Source organism: Streptomyces sp. PU-14G, from assembly GCF_041028275.1.
In the GTDB taxonomy this organism is placed as follows: Bacteria; Actinomycetota; Actinomycetes; order Streptomycetales; family Streptomycetaceae; genus Streptomyces.
Genome location: NZ_JASKYT010000120.1, coordinates 1 through 18,872 on the forward strand (window position 1 = coordinate 1; position 18,872 = coordinate 18,872).

19 protein-coding genes are annotated in these 18,872 nt (G+C 72.6%); 14 read left to right on the plus strand and 5 right to left on the minus strand.

Annotated elements, in window-relative coordinates:
* The first annotated feature begins 62 nt into the window (after nt 1–62).
* The gene (locus AB8Z75_RS16210) at nt 63–746 is read left to right on the plus strand and encodes a thymidine kinase (RefSeq protein ID WP_369202526.1); all 684 of its coding nucleotides are present in this window, start codon (nt 63–65) and stop codon (nt 744–746) included.
* A gap of 50 nt (nt 747–796) precedes the next feature.
* On the opposite strand, the gene AB8Z75_RS16215 is transcribed toward AB8Z75_RS16210, so the two are convergent.
* Nucleotides 797–1,591, minus strand: a complete 795-nt coding sequence (locus tag AB8Z75_RS16215) for a VOC family protein (RefSeq protein WP_369202528.1) — start codon at nt 1,589–1,591, stop codon at nt 797–799.
* 229 nt (nt 1,592–1,820) lie between these two features.
* Here AB8Z75_RS16215 and AB8Z75_RS16220 point away from each other — a divergent pair, with 229 nt between their 5' ends.
* A complete protein-coding gene (locus AB8Z75_RS16220) occupies nt 1,821–2,669 on the plus strand; it encodes a sulfurtransferase (RefSeq protein ID WP_369202530.1) in 849 nt (282 codons plus the stop codon).
* A gap of 216 nt (nt 2,670–2,885) precedes the next feature.
* Here AB8Z75_RS16220 and sepH read toward each other — a convergent pair whose 3' ends face one another.
* Nucleotides 2,886–4,010, minus strand: a complete 1,125-nt coding sequence (sepH, locus tag AB8Z75_RS16225; protein ID WP_369202532.1) for a septation protein SepH — start codon at nt 4,008–4,010, stop codon at nt 2,886–2,888.
* Nucleotides 4,011–4,469: 459 nt separating this feature from the next.
* Here sepH and AB8Z75_RS16230 point away from each other — a divergent pair, with 459 nt between their 5' ends.
* Nucleotides 4,470–5,774, plus strand: coding sequence for a hypothetical protein (locus AB8Z75_RS16230; RefSeq protein ID WP_369202534.1), 1,305 nt, complete (start codon nt 4,470–4,472; stop codon nt 5,772–5,774).
* 141 nt (nt 5,775–5,915) lie between these two features.
* Here AB8Z75_RS16230 and AB8Z75_RS16235 read toward each other — a convergent pair whose 3' ends face one another.
* A complete protein-coding gene (locus AB8Z75_RS16235; protein ID WP_369202536.1) occupies nt 5,916–7,250 on the minus strand; it encodes a D-arabinono-1,4-lactone oxidase in 1,335 nt (444 codons plus the stop codon).
* Between the two features lie 226 nt (nt 7,251–7,476).
* Between AB8Z75_RS16235 and AB8Z75_RS16240 the strand changes: the two genes are divergently transcribed.
* Both AB8Z75_RS16240 and AB8Z75_RS16245 read left to right on the plus strand, forming a co-directional pair.
* Nucleotides 7,477–8,637 (plus strand): ferrochelatase, encoded by a 1,161-nt coding sequence (locus AB8Z75_RS16240; protein WP_369202538.1) that lies wholly within the window; start codon nt 7,477–7,479, stop codon nt 8,635–8,637.
* Nucleotides 8,638–8,783: 146 nt separating this feature from the next.
* Nucleotides 8,784–9,572, plus strand: coding sequence for an inositol monophosphatase family protein (locus tag AB8Z75_RS16245; protein WP_369202556.1), 789 nt, complete (start codon nt 8,784–8,786; stop codon nt 9,570–9,572).
* 112 nt (nt 9,573–9,684) lie between these two features.
* On the opposite strand, the gene AB8Z75_RS16250 is transcribed toward AB8Z75_RS16245, so the two are convergent.
* Entirely contained in the window at nt 9,685–9,846 is a 162-nt protein-coding gene (locus tag AB8Z75_RS16250) for a hypothetical protein (RefSeq protein WP_181856676.1), read from the minus strand.
* A 401-nt stretch (nt 9,847–10,247) separates the two neighbouring features.
* Here AB8Z75_RS16250 and AB8Z75_RS16255 point away from each other — a divergent pair, with 401 nt between their 5' ends.
* From AB8Z75_RS16255 to AB8Z75_RS16270, 4 genes are all read left to right on the plus strand, one after another.
* Nucleotides 10,248–10,901: a response regulator transcription factor gene (locus AB8Z75_RS16255; protein ID WP_369202540.1), complete on the plus strand. Its 654-nt coding sequence runs from the start codon at nt 10,248–10,250 to the stop codon at nt 10,899–10,901.
* A 6-nt stretch (nt 10,902–10,907) separates the two neighbouring features.
* Entirely contained in the window at nt 10,908–12,185 is a 1,278-nt protein-coding gene (locus AB8Z75_RS16260) for a sensor histidine kinase (RefSeq protein WP_369202542.1), read from the plus strand.
* 503 nt (nt 12,186–12,688) lie between these two features.
* Nucleotides 12,689–12,988 (plus strand): DUF4193 domain-containing protein, encoded by a 300-nt coding sequence (locus tag AB8Z75_RS16265; protein ID WP_114019403.1) that lies wholly within the window; start codon nt 12,689–12,691, stop codon nt 12,986–12,988.
* Between the two features lie 18 nt (nt 12,989–13,006).
* The gene (locus AB8Z75_RS16270) at nt 13,007–13,735 is read left to right on the plus strand and encodes a hypothetical protein (RefSeq protein WP_369202544.1); all 729 of its coding nucleotides are present in this window, start codon (nt 13,007–13,009) and stop codon (nt 13,733–13,735) included.
* A 174-nt stretch (nt 13,736–13,909) separates the two neighbouring features.
* Here the strand turns inward: AB8Z75_RS16270 and AB8Z75_RS16275 are convergent, their stop codons facing one another.
* On the minus strand, nt 13,910–14,377 hold the full coding sequence (locus AB8Z75_RS16275; RefSeq protein ID WP_369202546.1) for a DUF3093 domain-containing protein: 468 nt from the start codon (nt 14,375–14,377) through the stop codon (nt 13,910–13,912).
* A gap of 57 nt (nt 14,378–14,434) precedes the next feature.
* Here AB8Z75_RS16275 and AB8Z75_RS16280 point away from each other — a divergent pair, with 57 nt between their 5' ends.
* The 5 genes from AB8Z75_RS16280 (at nt 14,435) to kdpA (ending at nt 18,831) form a co-directional block, all read left to right on the plus strand.
* Nucleotides 14,435–15,037, plus strand: coding sequence for a PaaI family thioesterase (locus AB8Z75_RS16280; RefSeq protein WP_369202548.1), 603 nt, complete (start codon nt 14,435–14,437; stop codon nt 15,035–15,037).
* Nucleotides 15,038–15,192: 155 nt separating this feature from the next.
* Nucleotides 15,193–15,750: a dUTP diphosphatase gene (gene dut, locus AB8Z75_RS16285; RefSeq protein WP_369202558.1), complete on the plus strand. Its 558-nt coding sequence runs from the start codon at nt 15,193–15,195 to the stop codon at nt 15,748–15,750.
* Between the two features lies 1 nt (nt 15,751).
* Nucleotides 15,752–16,546 carry a DUF3710 domain-containing protein gene (locus AB8Z75_RS16290; RefSeq protein WP_369202550.1) on the plus strand — a complete coding sequence of 265 codons (795 nt, stop codon included), beginning with the start codon at nt 15,752–15,754 and terminating at the stop codon, nt 16,544–16,546.
* A gap of 495 nt (nt 16,547–17,041) precedes the next feature.
* On the plus strand, nt 17,042–17,131 hold the full coding sequence (kdpF, locus tag AB8Z75_RS16295; RefSeq protein ID WP_369202552.1) for a K(+)-transporting ATPase subunit F: 90 nt from the start codon (nt 17,042–17,044) through the stop codon (nt 17,129–17,131).
* 8 nt (nt 17,132–17,139) lie between these two features.
* Nucleotides 17,140–18,831, plus strand: coding sequence for a potassium-transporting ATPase subunit KdpA (gene kdpA / locus AB8Z75_RS16300; RefSeq protein WP_369202554.1), 1,692 nt, complete (start codon nt 17,140–17,142; stop codon nt 18,829–18,831).
* The last annotated feature ends 41 nt before the right edge of the window (nt 18,832–18,872 follow it).

Sequence of the window (18,872 nt, forward strand, 5' to 3'; positions counted from 1 at the left end):
CGCCCGCCCAGAGCCGGAGCCCGTCCCGAGCCCCGCTCGCCCCGAGGAAAGGCCATACCCCCATGGCAGAGCTGGTGTTCTTCTCCGGAACGATGGACTGCGGGAAGAGCACGCTCGCCCTCCAGATCGAGCACAACCGCTCGGCGCGCGGGCTGGGCGGCATGATCTTCACCCGGGACGACCGCGCGGGCGAGGGCAAACTCTCCTCCCGCCTCGGCCTGGTCGCCGAGGCCGTCGAGGTGGCCGAGGACCTCAACTTCCAGCAGCACCTGGTCAGACACCTCACCGCGGGCGGCCGTACCGACTACGTGATCGTCGACGAGGCCCAGTTCCTGGCGCCCGAGCAGGTCGAACAGCTCGCTCGCGTGGTCGACGAACTCGGCATCGACGTCTACGCCTTCGGTATCGCCACCGACTTCCGCACCCGCCTCTTCCCCGGCTCCCAGCGGCTGATGGAGCTCGCCGACCGGTTGGAGACGCTCCAGGTGGAGGCGCTGTGCTGGTGCGGAGCGCGCGCCACGCACAACGCGCGCACGGTGGGCGGCCGCATGGTGGTCGAGGGCGCCCAGGTCGTCGTCGGCGACGTGGGCGAACTCAGCGGCGAGGTCGGCTACGAGGTGCTGTGCCGGCGCCACCACCGCAGACGGCTGACGGCGGCCTCGGCGGGCGCCGGGGCGCTCTCGCCCGACGTGCTGCCCGTGGACGAGACCGCGACGCCCTCACCGGCACCGCCGCCAAGGCGCTGAGCAGGCCCCCGCTGAGCGCCCCATCGCTGAGCAGGCCCCGCCGTCCGACGTCAGCCCTCCATCGCCACGGGCCGGATGACGCTGAAGTGCGCGCCCTCCGGATCCGCGAGGGTCGCCAGGCGCCCGTACGGGGAGTCGTCGGGACCGCGCACCACCCGGCCGCCCAGCTCGGCCGCGTGCCGCGCCACCGCGTCCGGGTCCTCCACCGCGAAGTAGGTGCGCCAGTGCGGTCCCCGATCCCGGGGCAGCGCGTCCCCCACCCCGTGGATTCCGGCCACCGGCTGCCCGTCCGTGTAGAGCGTCAGATAGTCGAAGCCCGGTGCCTCGACGGCCTTCGCCTCGTAACCGAACACCGCCTGGTAGAACTTGACCACCGGGCTCGTCTCCCGGGTGACCAGCTCGAACCAGACGGGCGCCCCCAACATGCCCAGCGGTGCCGTGCCCAGGCCCGGGTAGTGCGCGTCCCGCCACACGCCGAAGGGCGCGCCGAGAGGGTCGGAGGCAATCGCCATCCGCCCGGCCGTCTCCGCGTCCAGCGGCCCCACCGCCACCGTCCCGCCGTACGAACGCACGGCAGCCGCCGTTTCGTCGGCGTCGGTACTCGCCAGATACGGCAGCCACGCCACCGGCACCTGCCGCCCGTCCGCCTTCTTCCCCAGCCCCGCCACCTCGTGGCCACCCGCGACCGCGCGCACGTACGGGCCGAGCTGCTGGGGCCCGGTGCGGAACTCCCAGCCGAACAAACCCTGGTAGAACTCCTTGCCGACGTCCAGCCCGTCCACCATCAGGCTCGCCCACGCGGGCGCCCCAGGGGTGTGACGTAGCCGAGTCGCTGCCTCGGTCATCTGCTTCGCTCCTTGACCATCATCGATGCGGTCGTACGGGTGGAAGTGCTGCCCCGGCGTCCTTGCCGCGGCTTCGTGACTACTCGCTCAGTGCAGATGCTGTCACCACCTGTCGCGCGGCGCTCCCCGGCCGCGCCGCTTTTCTCCGCTTCAGGGCGAGAATCCCCGATCCGTGTGCCGTCCCGGAACCCACCGGGCCACGGGGCACCTGGTGCGCGAAGATGGCGCCATGACAGCCATCATCTCCGCAGCCACGCTCGCGAGCGATCTCGCCGCCGGGTCCGCACCCGTGCTGCTCGACGTGCGGTACAAGCCGGGCGACCCGCCGGGACTGCCGCTGTACCAGAAGGGCCACCTTCCCGGCGCCGTCTACATCGACCTGGAGAGCGAGCTCGCCGCCAAGCCGGCCGCGGGCACCGGACGCCACCCGCTGCCCACCCTCGACGCCTTCGGCACCGCCATGCGCCGCGCGGGCGTCAGCGCGCGCCGTCCCGTCGTGGTCTACGACGCCGGAGGCCTGGGCGGCGGCTGGGCGGCGGCGCGCTGCTGGTGGCTGCTGCGGTGGGCCGGACACCCCGACGTCCGCGTCCTGGACGGCGGCCTCGCCGCCTGGGAGGCCGCCGGAAACCCGCTGAGCACCGACACCCCCGATCCGGATCCTGGCGACTTCACGCCCTCGCCCGGCGGCATGCGCACTCTGGACGCCGACGAGGCGGCGGCGCTGGCCCGCCACGGGATCCTCATGGACGCCCGCGCCGCGGAGCGCTACCGCGGCGAGGTCGAGCCCCTGGACCCGGTCGCGGGGCACATCCCGGGCGCCGTCTCCGCCCCCACCACGGAGAACCTCACCGACGCCGGCACCTTCCGCTCCCCGCACGCCCTGGCCGACCGCTTCGAAGCTCTGGGCGCCACACCCGGCACCGAGGTCGGTGTCTACTGCGGCTCGGGTGTCTCCGCAGCCCAGGAGGTCCTCGCCCTCCACCTCGCCGGCATCGACGCGGCGCTCTACGTCGGCTCCTGGAGCGAGTGGACGGCGGAGCCCCGACGCCCAGCGGCGACGGGACCCGAACGCGGCTGAGGCCGTCGCGCCGCTCGCCCCCTGCCCGGGTCGGCAGCCCCGCTCCTGGGCAGGTCCCCGAGGCACGGATGAGGGGGCGCTGGACGTCCGGGCCCAGCGCACCCTCACCGGGAGGTACGCGGCGCCCCTCACCGGGAGGTACGCGGCGCCCCTCACCGGGAGGTACGCGGCGCCCCTCACCGGGAGGTACGCGCCAGGGCCGCGGGGGCGCGGCGCCTACTCCTTCTTGCGGCGCGTGCCGAAGACGATCTCGTCCCAGCTGGGCACGGCGGCCCGGCGTCCTGGCCGGACGCCGTCGGCTTCCGCCTGCCGGTCCGTGGTGCCCTTGAGGCGGTCGCGGTGGGCGCCCACAGAGCGCGGCATCAGCACGTCCGCGTAGGCCGACCCGGCGCTGGCGGCGGGAGCGGGCGGTTCGACCACCTCGGGCTCCTCGGCCTGCTCACTCTCCGTTGCCTCTTCCGCGTCCGGGACCATGGACGCGGCGGACGCCGCCGCGTCCTCGTGGCCCGGGGACTGCTCGGGGACGACCAGGTCGCCCCGGAAGCTGGGCACTGCCTCCAGCAGGCTGGTCAGCGAGTCCGGGCCACCGACGGCCTCGTCCGTGCCGGGCGGCTGGTCGTCCTCGTCGCCGGGCGCGGGGGAGAGGGAGGCGGGCTCCAGCTCGGGCCGCCCGAACCTCTCGGCACGGTCGGTGCGCTCCGCGCGGTCGGTCCGCTCCCTGGGCAGCCTGGCGATGCGGGGCACGAACGGGAAGCTGGGCTCCGGTGTGTCGTCCGTCTCACCGATCAGCGCCCGGGCCTCGTCGTCTGCGGCCTGCACGAGGCGGCGTGGCGGGTCGTAGGTCCAGGTCGCGGAGTGGGGCTGGCCCGCGACGCGGTAGGCGAGCAGGACCTCCCAGGTGCCGTCGTCGCGTCGCCAGGAGTCCCAGTGGACGGACTCCTTGTCGGCGCCGCGCAGCAGCAGGCGCTCGCTGACGGCCTCGCCGAGCTGGGGTCCCGCGTTCTCGCCGGGGCGGCGCACGGGTGTTTTGCGGGCGCGTTCGGCCATGAACGCGCGCTCGGCGAGCACGGGGCCCTCGAACCGGCGTACGCGGTCGACGGGGATGCCCGCGAGGGACGCGACCTCCTCAGCGGAGGCACCGGCTCGTATCCGCGCCTGGATGTCGCGGGGCCGCAGGTGGCTCTCGACCTCGATCTCGATCTGGCCGAGCCGGGCGCGGTCGTTCCTGACGGCGGCTCTCAGCCGCTCGTCGATCGGAAGCGTGTATTCCGTGCTGTCGGCAGCTTTGAGCACCAGTCGTGTGCCGTCGTTGCTGACGGCCACGACACGCAGTTCGGGCATGGGAACCTCCCGGGTGGTGCCTGCCGACGTCACGTGCGTCGCTGCTCCCGCTAGACGAGTGTGGCCTGCCCGGGTGCAGCCTGCCACAACCTTGCCGACTTCCTCGGGGTCCGAGGCAGTGTTCAGATCGCTGTTCGATCCTACGGAACCACCCGGAACCGCCGCTACGGCACGGTTACCTCCTCACAACGCACGGTGGCCGAGGTGGTCACCGTGTGCATTCGGCGCCGGGTCAGAACCGAGACCAGGGCTCGTCACACTACTCCATTAGTGCCATCCGGGTGGACCGCCGCGCCACCGAAGTTGCTCGGGAGTAAGGGAGTTGACGCCCAAAGAATCCATTTGGCCTGGATACGGGGGTGGGAAGCGTCACAGAACCACCCGAAGTGGAACCTATGGCCTCTCTTGAAAGTCCCCTATTCGTGCACAGTGGTTGGAGTGTGCGATCGAGGGCGGTAAATGGACAAGAAGGACAACCACCCCATAACCGGCTACCGGGATCATGGACGTATTCCGGAACAGCCCGATCCGGAACAGGAAGAGAGCAAGGGTGGCAACAAGCTCAATCTGAGCCTCGCGCAGGTGCTGGGCAGCGCCGTCGCCGCGGTCGTCGCCGCGTTCGCCGCGGGCCAGCTCGGCGTCTACGGCACCTTCCTGGGCGCCGGAGTGATGAGCCTCGTCGCCACCAGCGGTGGCCCGATCTTCCAGCACTTCTTCAGCAGGACCGGCAAGCAGATCAAGGAAGTCACGGTCCCGCCGAAGGCGCGCCAGGTACCCGTGCGGGACCCGGCGCCCGACTGGAAGGACGACGAGGGCGACCACACCGCCCAGGCCGTCCACAACGCCGAGGCGCTCCAGGAGACCCGGGCCACCCGGCTGCTTCCGGCCGCGCCGCGTGAGGGCGAGGCCCACGTCGGTGCCGGTGGCGGTACCGACGACGCCACCCGCGCCCTCACGGTCGACCAGGTCACGCGTGCCCTGCGGACCGGCGGACCGGTCGAGGGCGAGCGGCCCGACGAGGCGACGCGCGCGCTGCGTCGGCAGGACGGCGCCGCGGACGCGACCCGTGCGCTGCGTCGGCAGGACGGCCCCGGGGAGGCGACCCGGGCGCTGCCGGCCGACGACGCGACGCGGATGCTGCGCACCGCCGAGCGGCAGGCCGGCGCCGCGGGCCCTGACGGGCCGCCCGGGAACGGGGAGTTCACCGACGCGACGACCCACGGCACCAAGTGGCGCGGCTGGCGGCGCACGCTGATGCCCGCCGTGGTGGTGTTCGTCATCGCGATCGGCGGCATCACGCTGTACGAGGCGATCTCCGGGCACTCGGTCTCCGGCGGCAAGGGCACCTCCATCAGCGACGTCTTCCGTCCTGGCCACGGCACGTCCGGTGACGGCAGCCCGGACGCGCCGCCCGCCACCCCGCAGCCCGACCAGTCGGAGAACGGCGAGAGCCCGACCCCGACGCCCGAGGACTCCCAGCCCTCCACCGATCCGGGTGACCGCGGCGACGAGCACAGCGAAGCGCCCGGCTCGCAGGACACCGGCGAGTCGACACCGACTCCCGATCCGTCCGAGCCCCAGCCGGGCGAGACGGACGGTTCAGGAAACGGCGACGGCGGCACCGAGACCACGCCGGGCGAGCCCGGCGGCTCGGACAGCCGCCAGGACGGTGACGGCGGCGCGGACTCGGGCAACGGTGCGGACGGCTCCGGCGCCGGCCGGCTGCCCCAGGGCACACAGCCGGGAGCCGGCCAACAGGGCTGACCCCGGCCGCGCCCTCGGGGGCTGACCGGAGACGGTCCCCGCTCCCTCCCGGAAAGAACGGGCCGGGCCCCTTCGGCGTCGAAGGGGCCCGGCCCGTTCGCGGCGGACGGCCGTGCGCGGCATGCGCGCCCGGCCCCGTCCTCACTCGCCCAGTACCCGCCGCAGGTAGGGGTTGGCGAAGACGCGGTCGGGGTCGAGACGGTCGCGCAGGGCGGTGAACTCGGTGAACCTCGGGTACACCCCCGCGAGGTATGCCGCGTCCCTGCTGTGCAGCTTTCCCCAGTGCGGGCGGCCCGCGTGCGCGGTCATGATCCGCTCGACAGCGCTGAAGTAGGCCTCGTGGGGCGTGCCCCGGTACATGTGCACCGCCACGTACGCCGTTTCGCGCCCGCCCGCGGTCGACAGCGGGATGTCGTCCGCGGGCGCCGTGCGCACCTCCACGGGGAAGCTCACCCGGAAGTCGGACCGTTCCACCAGCGACTTGAGCTCGCGCAGGGCGCCGGTGAGCGCGGCCCTCGGGACGGCGTACTCCATCTCCACGAACCGCACCCTTCGCGGGCTGGTGAAGACCTTGTAGGGGATGTCGGTGTACGTGCGGGCCGACAGGGCGCGGCTGGAGACGCGGGCGATGCCGGGCACGGTGGCGGGCACCGCCTTGCCGAGTGCGCAGACGGCCTGGAAGACGCCGTTGGAGAGCAGTTCGTCGTCGATCCAGCCGCGCATCCGCGGCAGGGGCGCGGTGGGTCCCGTGCTGCGGTTGTTGCGCTTGGTGTTGCAGCCGTCGGTGTGGGGGAACCAGTAGAACTCGAAGTGTTCGTTCTCGGTCACCAGCTGGTCGAACTCGCTGATCACCCGGTCGAACGGCATCGGTTCCTCACGCGCCGTGAGCAGGAACTCCGGCTCCACCCCGAAGGTGATCTCGGTGATCACTCCGAGCGCGCCCAGCCCGACCCGGGCGGCGTCGAAGAGCGCCCGCTCCTCCCCGGTCCCCTCGGCCGAGCAGCGCGTGACCGAGCCGTCTGCCAGCACCACCTCCAGACCCTTGATCTGGGCCGCCACGGAGGCCGAGTCGCGCCCCGTGCCGTGGGTTCCGGTGCTGACCGCCCCGGAGACGGTCTGCTCCATGATGTCGCCCATGTTCGTCAGCGACAGACCCCGCGCGGCCAGCGCCGCGTTCAGCGCTTTGAGGGGGGTGCCCGCCGCGACGGTGACCGTGCCCGCCTCCCGGTCGATCCGCCGTATCCCGGACAGCCGTTCGGGACGTATCAGCACCCCGTCCGTGGCGGCGGCGGCCGTGAACGAATGGCCTGTGCCTGCCGCCTTGACCCGCAGACCGTCGGCGGCGGCCCGGCGCACCACCTCGGCGAGGGCCTCCGTCGACGAGGGGGAGACCGTCCGCTGGGGAGAGGCGGAAACGTTGCCCGCCCAGTTCCGCCAGGTGGCCGCTCGGCTGTTCGCTGACTGCACGCTCGTCACTGCCCGTCCCCTCTCGCCGCGGCACCGGCCGGAAGCTCGGCCGGCGGTAGCCGGGTAACGCGCCCCGGCAGCCCCACAAGTTGGAGTCGGATCATACTCACGGTCGCCGCGCGGCCCGGGGCGGTGCGGGCCAGGTCCGCGGGCACGGCGATCGGCGGACGGGGCATCCGGCGCACGGACGGGAGGGCGCCCGCCCGCTCCGCGGGCAGGATGGCAGGATCGAGACATGTCCGACGCGCTGCCCACCGCATCACCCGCCCCCGAGCGGGACGCCTCCCCGGCCCCTTACGACGCACTTCTGCTGCTCTCCTTCGGCGGCCCTGAGGGAGTCGACGACGTCGTTCCGTTCCTGGAGAACGTCACCCGGGGGCGCGGCATCCCCCGCGAGCGCCTCGAAGAGGTGGGCCGGCACTACTACCTCTTCGACGGGGTCAGCCCGATCAACGCGCAGAACCGCGCGCTGCTCCAGGCGCTCCGCGAGGACTTCGCCGCGCACGGTCTCGACCTGCCCATCTACTGGGGCAACCGGAACTGGGCGCCGTATCTGACCGACGCGCTGCGCGAGATCGTCCGCGACGGGCACCGGCGCGTCCTGACGCTGGCGACCAGCGCCTACGCCTCCTACTCGGGGTGCCGCCAGTACCGCGAGAACCTCGCCGAGTCGCTGGCCGCCCTCCGCGCCGAGGGCCTGGAGGTGCCGCGCGTGGACAAGCTGCGGCACTACTTCAACCACCCCGGCTTCGTCGAGCCCGTGGTCGACGGCGTGGTGGCCTCACTCGCCGCGCTCCCCGAGGACGTCCGCGCCGGCGCCCACCTGGCCTTTTGCACCCACTCCATCCCCACCGCCGCGGCCGACACCTCGGGCCCGGTCGAGGTCCATGGTGACGGAGGGGCCTACGTGGCCGAACACCTGGACGTCGCCGCTGTGATCACCGAGGCCGTGCGGGAGCGCACCGGCAGGGCACACCCCCACAGCCTCGTCTACCAGTCGCGCAGCGGCCCGCCGTCCGTGCCGTGGCTGGAGCCCGACATCTGCGACCACCTCGAAGAGCTGCACGGGCGGGGCGTTCCCGCCGCCGTGATGGTGCCCATCGGCTTCGTCTCGGACCACATGGAGGTCCTCTACGACCTGGACACCGAGGCCATGGCCAAGGCGGCGGAGCTGGGCCTGCCCGCCCGCCGCTCGCCCACCGTCGGCGCGGACCCGCGCTTCGCCGCTACCGTCCGCGACCTGGTGCTGGAGCGGGCCGAGACCGAGCGCGGCCAGGCGCCCGTGCGGTGCGCGCTGGGCGCGCTCGGCCCGAGCCACGACCTGTGCCCCGTCGGCTGCTGCCCGGCCCGCACGCCCAAGCCCGCGGCGGCCGGCGCCGACGCGCCCGCGTTCTGACCCGCCGCGCGGGCCCGCACGGACCGCGAAGACCGTACGTACGGCACGAGACCGGACCGTACTCACGTACGACAGGAGCAGAAGAACACGTGACTGAGACGCCGCAGTCCGCCCCCGAGCCAGCCGACGAGCCCGCCGACGACGCGCTGAAGGCGGAACTGCTCGCCCTCGCCCGGGAGGCCGCCCAGCGCGCGGGGGCTCTCCTGCGGGACGGCCGCCCCGCCGACCTGGGCGTGGCCGCGACCAAGACGAGCCCCATCGACGTGGTCACCGAGATGGACCTGGCCTCCGAGAAGCTGATCACCGGATACCTGTCAGAGCACCGGCCGCAGGACGGCTTCCTCGGCGAGGAGGGGGCCTCCAGCGAGGGCACCTCCGGGGTCCGCTGGGTGATCGACCCGGTGGACGGCACCGTCAACTATCTCTACGGGCGCCCCGACTGGTCCGTCTCCATCGCCGCCGAGTACCGCGGCGAGCGGGTCGTGGGCGTCGTGGCGGCCCCCGTCCGCGGTGAGACCTGGCACGCAGTCCTGGGGGAGGGCGCCTTCCTGGACGGCCGCCCGGTGCGCTGCCGCCCCTCCCCGCCGCTGGACCAGGCCCTCATCGGCACCGGTTTCGGCTACATCGCCGAGCGGCGCGCCGCGCAGGCGGCCGTCGCCCGGGAGCTGGTGCCGCAGGTGCGCGACATCCGCCGTGGCGGCTCCGCGGCCATCGACCTGTGCGACGTGGCCACAGGGCGGCTGGACGGCTACTACGAGCGCGGTCTCAACCCCTGGGATCTGGCAGCGGGCGACCTCATCGCCCGGGAGGCGGGCGCCCGGACGGGCGGCCGTCCCGGTGAGCCGGCCGACGGCGGCCTGACCCTGGCCGCCTCTCCGGGCGTCTTCGAGGTCCTGCAGCCCCTGCTGGAGCGCTTGGGCGCCTGGCACGACTGAGTCCCTCGGCCCTCTCCTGGCCGGAACCGAGGCTCTCGGCCGGCTCCCGGCACACGAAAGGTGCGGCCCCGCGGGGGCCGCACCCTGGTGCTGTGGTGGGGCGTGTGGGCCGTCAGGCGACCTGCACGCCGTGCTCGGCGGCGAGTCGGTGGAGGTCTTCCAGCTCCGACTGCTCGACGTCCACGAGGAAGTCGTCGCCCGATTCACGTGCGCGGTGCAGGTCGGACTCGGTGGTCCTTATGCGCTGCAGGATGCCTGCGGTGAACGCGTCCATGGTGTGCCCCCTCGTCGCGGGTCGGTGGCACGGGTGTGCCGAGGGTTTGTGGTGCCGGGCCCGGTCACGGCGTGGTCCCCGGGCTGCGTCAGCGGCGGCTTGTGGCACGCTGCGCACGGGGCGTGATCGCGGGTGGTGCTCACGTCCTCCCCAACGAAAACCTCAGAGAAACCTCAACCGGGCCGAAAAAAATCGCGCGGGCCCCCGTCGCGCCCCGTCTCCCGCCCTGCGCGAGGCCCTGCGCGAGGCCCTGCGGGCCCGCTTCCGTCCCGCCCCTCGGGACGCTCCCCACCTCGTCTCTTACCGCCGGTTTACCGGCGCCCGAGGCAGGATGGGAGGCACCATCGCCCCGCTCCGCTTTCGGGGACACCCCCGCTCCACCACAGGGAAGGAACAGCGCTGTGCGCGTACTCGTCGTCGAGGACGAGCAGCTGCTCGCCGATGCCGTGGCGACGGGCCTCCGCAGGGAGGCCATGGCCGTCGATGTGGTCTACGACGGCGCCGCGGCGCAGGAGCGCATCGACATCAACGACTACGACGTCGTCGTCCTCGACCGGGACCTGCCACTGGTCCACGGCGACGACGTCTGCCGCCGCATCGTCGAGCTGGGTCTGCCCACCCGGGTGCTGATGCTCACCGCGTCCGGCGACGTCAGCGACCGCGTGGAGGGCCTGGAGCTGGGCGCGGACGACTACCTCCCCAAGCCCTTCGCGTTCTCCGAGCTGACGGCCCGCGTCCGGGCGCTGGGACGGCGTACGACGACGGCCCTGCCGCCCGTCCTGGAGCGGTCCGGGATCAAGCTCGACCCCGGGCGGCGCGAGGTCTCACGGGACGACCGGGAGGTGCAGCTGGCGCCCAAGGAGTTCGCGGTGCTGGAGGTGCTGATGCGCGCGGAGGGAACCGTCGTCTCGGCCGAACAGCTGCTCGAAAAGGCGTGGGATGAGAACACCGACCCGTTCACCAACGTGGTGCGGGTGACGGTGATGACACTGCGCCGCAAACTCGGCGAACCCCCCGTGATCGTCACCGTGCCCGGCGCCGGGTACCGGATCTGATCGACGATGGCCACCTCCCCCTCCCCGACGGGGTCCGACTGGGGCGGCAGCGGCCCCTCGGCGCCCCGCACGCCGCCCAAACCCAACTGGGACCCACGCGAGACGCCCCGCCCGTCGCCCTGGCTGCGGCCGACCATCCGCATACGGCTCACCCTGCTGTACGGCGGCATGTTCCTGATCGCGGGCATGCTGCTCCTGGCGATCATCTACCTGCTGGCGGCGCAGGCGATGGACAACCTCAGCGAGCTGCCCTTCCGCATCCTCAGCGGAAAGACCCAGCCCACCTCCGACCGGTGCCCGGGGCTGACCGGGACGCTGCCCAGCGACGCCTTCATGGACCGTCTCTCCGACTGTCTGGAGGCCCAGCGCAGAATCGCGCTGGACGGGCTGCTGCGGCGCTCCCTGCTGGCCCTGCTGGGCCTTGCGGTGGCCGCGTTCGCCTTCGGGTACGTGATGGCGGGGCGCGTGCTCTCGCCGCTGGGCCGGATCACGCGTACGGCCCGCCAGGTGGCGGGGTCCGACCTGCACAAGCGCATCGAGCTGGAGGGCCCCGACGACGAGCTCAAGGAGCTGGCCGACACCTTCGACGAGATGCTCGACCGGCTCAACCGGGCCTTCACGGCGCAGCAACGGTTCGTGGCCAACGCCTCGCACGAGCTGCGCACCCCGCTGGCGATCAACCGGACGCTGCTGGAGGTGCAGCTCGCCGACCCGGAGGGCTCCCCGGAGCTCCAGCAGCTCGCCAAGACGCTGCTGGCCACCAACGAGCGCAGCGAGCAGCTCGTGGAGGGCCTGCTGCTGCTCGCCCGGAGCGAGAACGAGCTGGTGGACCGGAAGCCCGTGGACCTCGCGGAGGTCGCCTCGCAGGCCGTGGAGCAGGCCCGCGGGGAGGCGGACACCAAGGGGGTGGAGCTGCGCGGAGTGCGTCAGCCCACATACGTGCAGGGCAACGGGGTACTGCTGGAGCGGGTCGCCCTGAACCTGGTGCAGAATGCCGTGCGCTACAACCTGCGTGACGGTGGGTGGGTCTCGGTCGGTACGGAGGCCCAGCCGGGGTGGGCGGTCCTGGTGGTCGAGAACACCGGCCCCGTCGTCCCGGCCTACGAGGTGGACAACCTCTTCGAGCCGTTCCGGCGTCTGCGTACGGAGCGGACGGGCAGCGACAAGGGGGTCGGGCTCGGGCTCTCGATCGTGCGTTCGGTGGCGCGGGCGCACGGTGGCACGGTCTCGGCCGTGCCGCGCGAGGAGGGCGGCCTCGTCATGCGGGTGACGCTGCCGCTGTGAGGCTGCCACGCAGAGCTGCGCGGCTGCCACGCAGAGCTGTGGGACAGCCGCGCGAAGCTGCGAGGCTGCCGCGAAGGGAGGACCCTGGGGGTGACGCACGTGACGGACCAAGGCTGAAAAGCAGCCGAGGCGGGGTGCGCCGTTCGCGGAAACCGGTGGCTCCCGGTCCGGTTGCGGAGGCGCTGTGATCGATCACACACGCGAATTTCCGGGGGTGTGCACACTGTGTCCTCCAGACGGGAAGAAATCCGGGAAAGTCCAGGTTTCCGCAGGTGGAGATCGTGGGCAGTACCCGGGATGGCGTGTGCGGAGCGCTACCGGGGACCGTTTATGGTCCTCCTCGACAGCCGACGTGATCACCTCTTCAGGGGTGCGGTTGGGTGTCGATTGAGTAACAGACCTTGATGTGAGGCAAAATCTCCGCCTCGGGCCGGGCACAAGTCCGGCCTCTCACGCGTTACGTGCGCTGGAGACACCAAAGACACCCAGAGGGGGAGAGCGAAATGGCTACGGATTACGACACTCCACGCAAGACCGACGACGATGTCAACGAAGACAGCATCGAGGAGCTGAAGGCCCGGCGGAACGACAAGTCCGCGACCAATGTCGACGTGGACGAGTTCGAGCAGGCCGAGGGTCTCGAGCTGCCCGGCGCGGACCTCTCCAACGAGGAGCTGTCCGTCCGCGTGCTGCCCCGCCAGGCTGACGAGTTCACGTGCATGGAGTGCTTCCTCGTGCACCACCGCTCGCAGCTCGCGGCGGAGAAGAACGGCCAGCCGATCTGCCGCGACTGCGCGGCCTGACCGGGCGGACTGCTGCTCGTGGCGGTCGACGACGCACGTGACGACGAGCGAGGCCCTCATGACCGGTCGGCCTCGCTCGTGCCGTACGGGGACGGCACGGCGGACGGCGCGGTGCTGTCCGAGAGCAACGAGCACGGCAAGCGGCTGCGGCGCGCGCGGGGGCGCCGTACGCGCGCCTTCCTGCGCGCCGTCGCAGACCGCATCATCGAGACCGCGCCGCGTGTGCCGGTGCGGGATCTGGAAACCCTGCGCACGCAGTTTCCCGGCCTGGGCACCGAGGAGCTGGCCGACAAGCTGGTCGCCGGAGCCACCAAGAGCTCGGCCACCGTCGGCGCCGGTGTCGGTGCCGCGGCCATGCTGCCCGTCCCCCCGGCCATGCCCGCCGAGCTGGCTGCCGAGATCGTCGGAGTCGCCGGTGTCGAGCTCAAGCTGATCGCCGAGCTGCACGAGGTCTACGGCCGGCGCGCCCCGGGCGGCACCCGCGAGCGGGCCATGGCGTATCTGAACGCCTGGACCGGCGAGCGCGGCATCGACCTGGCCAAGCCCGCCACCGTGAACGCGGCCATGGGCGGACAGCTCCGCCGCCAGCTGCGGCAGCAGGTCATGAAGCGCACGCTGCGCAACCTGCCGAATCTCACGCCGTTCCTGGTCGGTGCGGCGGTCGGCGCGTACCTCAACAGGCAGGACACCGCGAAGCTCGCCGCCCGCGTCCGCGCGGATCTGCGCCGCGGCCCCGCAGCCGCCTGAGACCGTCCGTACGCGCGAGGGCGCCGCTTAAGTGCCCGCGAGGGCCGTGCGGGGCCCCGGGGCGGTGCCCCAGGACCGTGCGGCCATGCGGGCTCCCGGGACGGCTTGGTGAGGCCCCCAGGCGCTCCTGTCAGGGTTGCGCCCCCAGGCGCTTCTGTCAGGCAGGCGCTTCTGTCAGGGTTGCGCGGTCTCCCGGGCGGCACGCAGCGCGGCGGCCAGCTCCCTGGGGTGACGGGTCGAGACGTACACGTACGGCGTCGGGTCCTCCGGGTCGGTGACCTCGATCCGTACCGCCGTGGGCACGTAACCGCGCAGCACCATGTGCGCGCGGGTGTCCGCCTTGTACGTGCGCCACGCGCGGGCCTCGTCCTCGTCGAGCGGCTCCGCCTCGCCCAGCGCCGAGACCGGGATCTTCGCCTCGCCCGCCACCAGGGAGCCCGCCACGACGCGCACCCGCACGCCGCCGTACGCGCTCACGCACACGGCCGCCAGGGCGGCGCCGCCCACCAGCCCGCACAGCAGCGGCAGGACGCCGAAGGGGAAGAGCATCAGGGCGCAGCCCACACCGACGCCCGCGGCGATCAGCCACCAGGAACGGGGAGCGGTCAGGCGTTCGTCGTAGGGCGCGGGCGCGGGATGCATGTCTCCAGCTTGGCACGGCGTCCCGGCGGCCCCCGCACGGCGGTAGGGTCTGCACCCGTGAGTGCAGTCAATCCTCCCGGTTCACCGAAGACCTCGCTGGTGCCCCCGCCCGACGCCGTGGCACCGGTACGCCATGCCGAAGCCCCCGCTCCGGGCACCGCGCTGGGTGCCCATTACGACATGTGCTTCGGCTGCGGCGCCGGCCAGCCGCACGGCCTGCACCTGGAGGCCCGCGCGGGGGAAGGCGTGAGCGTCACCGCCGAGTTCACCGTCAAACCCGCGCACCAGGGCGCTCCCGGTCTCGCCCACGGCGGGGTGCTGACGAGCGCGCTGGACGAGACGCTCGGCTCGTTGAACTGGCTGATGCACGTGATCGCCGTGACGGGACGGCTGGAGACCGACTTCCTGCTGCCCGTACCGGTCGACACCGTGCTGCACCTCGACGCGCAGGTCACCGCCGTGCACGGGCGCAAGATCTACTGCAGCGCGACGGGCCGGATAGGCGGGGCCGACGGACCGGTGGCCGTGCGCGCCGACGCCGTCTTCATCGAGGTGAAGGTCGAGCACTTCATCGACAACGGCCGCAGCGAGGAGATCCAGGCGGCCATGGACGACCCCGACCAGGTCAGGCGTGCCCGCGCCTTCGAGGTGAACCCGTGACAGACGAAGAACCCGCCAGGAGCGAGGCGCCCGGGGCCGGGAAGGCACCCGTGGTCGGGACGGCGCCCGGGACCGGGAAGGCGCCCGTGAGCGGGACGGCGCCCGGGGCCGGCGAGGCGCCCGGGGGCGTCGGAGACGACCGGCGGCCGGTCGAGATCCTGCTCCGGCGCACGGACCCCGACGTGCCCCTTCCCGCCTACCAGCATCCCGGGGACGCCGGGTGCGATCTGGTGACCACCGAGTCCGCCGAGTTGGCACCGGGGGAGCGGGCCGTGCTGCCGACCGGTGTCGCCCTCGCCCTCCCGGACGGCTACGCCGCCTTCGTCCACCCGCGTTCCGGTCTCGCGGCCCGCTGCGGCGTCGCGTTGGTGAATGCACCGGGAACGGTGGACGCCGGGTACCGTGGGGAGATCAAGGTGATTGTGGCCAATCTGGATCCGCGCGAGTCCGTGCGGTTCGAGCGGTTCGACCGTATCGCCCAACTCGTTGTCCAGCAGGTGGAGAAGGTGCGTTTCCGCGAGGTCGACCAGTTGCCCGGTTCAGCGCGTGCCACGGGCGGGTTCGGCTCCACGGGTGGCCACGCGGCGGCCCGTCCCGCCGAGCAGGCCGCCGCCGTGCCCGAGGAACCCCGCGACACCCCGCAGACAGCCGCACAGCAGAAGGATTACGTTGCGGTCGGTGCTGATCGAGCTTCCGACCTGAGAGGACAGTGACGTGTTCGGACGTCGTCGCAAGAAGAGCGAAGAGCCTGAGGGCACCTCGGACGAGTTCGAGACGGAACAGGAGCAGGACGCCCGTGACGAACCGGCCGACGCGGCGGAGGCCGACGAGGCCGCGTCGGAGGAGACCAGGGTCAAGCTGCCCCCGGCGCCCCGCCCCGACGGCCCTTGGGACATCGACGAGGTCAGCGAGCCCGGCTCCGGCAGGGTGGATCTCGGCGGCCTGTTCATCCCCGGTGTCGAGGGCATGGAGCTGCGGGTCGAGGTCGCGGGTGACGCGATCGTCGCCGCGACCGTCGTGCTCCAGGACAGCGCCGTCCAACTCCAGGCCTTCGCCGCGCCCAAGCGGGAGGGCATCTGGGACGAGGTGCGTGAGGAGATCGCCTCGGGCATCACCCAGCAGGGCGGTGTCATCGACGCCGTCGACGGACCGCTGGGCTGGGAGCTGCGGGCGCAGGTTCCGGTGCAGCTGCCCGACGGCACGGGCGGTGTGCAGGTCGTGCGCTTCGTCGGTGTCGACGGCCCGCGCTGGTTCCTGCGCGGTGTGATCTCCGGCCAGGGCGCGGTGCAGCCGGAGGCCGCGGGCGTGCTGGAGCAGATCTTCCGCGACACCGTGGTGGTGCGCGGTGAGGGCCCGATGGCGCCGCGTGACCCGATCGTCCTCAAGCTGCCGCAGGACGCGCAGATGGTCCCTGACGGGGTGCAGCAGGAGACGGTCGAGGAGGGCTCCCGTTTCGCGGGCGGTCTCGACAAGCTGCAGCGCGGTCCGGAGATCTCCGAGGTGCGCTGACCCCCCTCCACCTGGCGTTCGACGGCGGCCGGCCCCGTGAGGGGACCGGCCGCCGTCGTGCGTGCGCGCCGGCGGCCACACGCGCGCCCTGCGCTCTCCGCGCCCTGCGCTCTCCGCGCCCTGCGCTCTCCGCGCCCTGCGCTCTCCGCGCCCTGCGCTCTCCGCGCCCTGCGCTCTCCGCGCCCTGCGCTCTCCGCGCCCTGCGCTCCCCGCGCGCGTCGGCGTGCATCCCCCCGCGCGCGCCGGTGCGGGCGCGCCCCAGCGCTTCCGTGTGCGCCGTACCGATGGCCTCCGTATGGGGCTCGTCAAGAGCGCGCCGGGGCGCGTATGAGGGCCGTCAACGGAGCGGGTGTACGCCCCGAACAGGGGTTTTTCTGAGTGGGTCAGCACGTACCGACTCACCTAGGAGCACGCGATGGCCGATCTGGCCTTCGTCGCCGCCACCCTCGCCGTCTTCGCACTGGTGGCCCTCATCGCCCGGGGGGTGGACAGGCTGTGAGCGCCGAGAACGCCGTGGGACTGGTCGTGGCCGTCTCCCTGCTGGGCTACCTCGTCGTCGCCCTCCTCTTCCCGGAGAGGTTCTGAGCGCCGAGATGAGCCCGATCCTCGCCACCGCACTTCAGCTGCTCGCGCTCGTCGGAGCGCTCGCCCTGGTGTACCGGCCGTTCGGCGACTACATGGCCGCCGTCTACACCTCGCCCAAGCACCTGCGCGTCGAACGGTGCCTCTACCGCTGCGTCGGCGTCGACCCCGACGCGCGGCTGCGCTGGCCCGCGTATCTGCGCGCGGTGCTGGCCTTCTCGGCCGCAGGGGTGCTCCTCCTCTACGCGCTCCAGCGCCTCCAGGACACGTTGCCGCTCTCGCTCGGCTTCGAGGCGATCGACCCCGACCAGGCGTTCAACACCGCGGCCTCGTTCGTCGCCAACACCAACTGGCAGTCCTACGCGGGCGAGTCCGCCATGGGGCACCTGGTGCAGCTGACCGGGCTCGCGGTGCAGAACTTCGTCTCGGCCGCCGTGGGCATGGCCGTCGCCATCGCCCTCGTGCGCGGACTCGCCCACCGCTCCACCCGGCGCGCCGGCGACGAGAACGCCGGCGGAGGCGAGTTGGGCAACTTCTGGACCGACCTGGTACGCGGCGTCGTCCGGATCCTGCTGCCCGTTGCCTTCGTCAGCGCCCTCGTACTGGTGGCCACCGGAGCCGTGCAGAACCTCGCCGGAATGCACGAGGTGCACACCCTCTCCGGTGCGACCCAGCACATACCGGGCGGGCCCGTCGCCTCGCAGGAGGCCATCAAGGAGCTGGGGACCAACGGCGGCGGCTTCTTCAACGCCAACTCCGCGCACCCGTTCGAGAACCCCGGCGGCCTCAGCAACCTGCTGGAGGTCTTCCTCATCCTCGTCATCCCGTTCTCGCTCACCCGCACCTTCGGCACCATGGTCGGCAACGTCCGCCAGGGCTACGCCATCCTCGGTGCGATGGGCGTCATCTGGCTCGGTGCCGTCCTGGCCGTCACCGCGTCCGAGTTCGCGCACCCCGGCACCGCCGCGCAACTGGCCGGCGGAGCCATGGAGGGCAAGGAACAGCGGTTCGGGGAGGGCGCCTCCGCTCTGTTCGCGGCGTCGACGACGATGACCTCCACGGGCGCCGTCAACGCCTTCCACGACTCGTTCACGGCCTTCGGCGGCGGTGTGGCGCTGCTGGGCATGATGCTCGGCGAGATCGCACCGGGCGGCGTGGGATCCGGGCTCTACGGCATGCTGGTCATGGCCGTCGTCGCCGTCTTCCTCGCCGGACTCATGGTCGGCCGCACCCCCGAGTACCTGGGCAAGAAGATCGGCACCCGCGAGATCACCTGCGCGGCCTGCTACATCCTGATCACCCCGGCACTGGTGCTGAGCGGCACCGCGCTGGCCATGGCGCTGCCCGACGGCGAGGAAGCCATGACCAACATCGGCGCCCACGGCTTCACCGAGGTGCTGTACGCCTACACCTCCGCCTCGAACAACAACGGCAGCGCCTTCGCCGGGCTCGGCGCCGACACCCCGTTCTTCAACACCACGCTGGGCCTGTGCATGCTGCTGGGCCGGTTCCTGCCCATGGTGTTCGTGCTGGCCCTGGCCGGATCGCTGGCCCGCAGGGCTCCGGTGCCCGCGACGGCCGGCACGCTGCGCACCGAAAAACCCCTCTTCTCCGGCATGCTGGTCGGCTCCGTGCTGATCGTCACCGGGCTCACCTTCTTCCCGGCCCTCGCCCTGGGGCCGCTCGCGGAGGGACTCTCCTGATGAGCACGACAACCCGCACCCGCACCCGCCCCCCGCACACC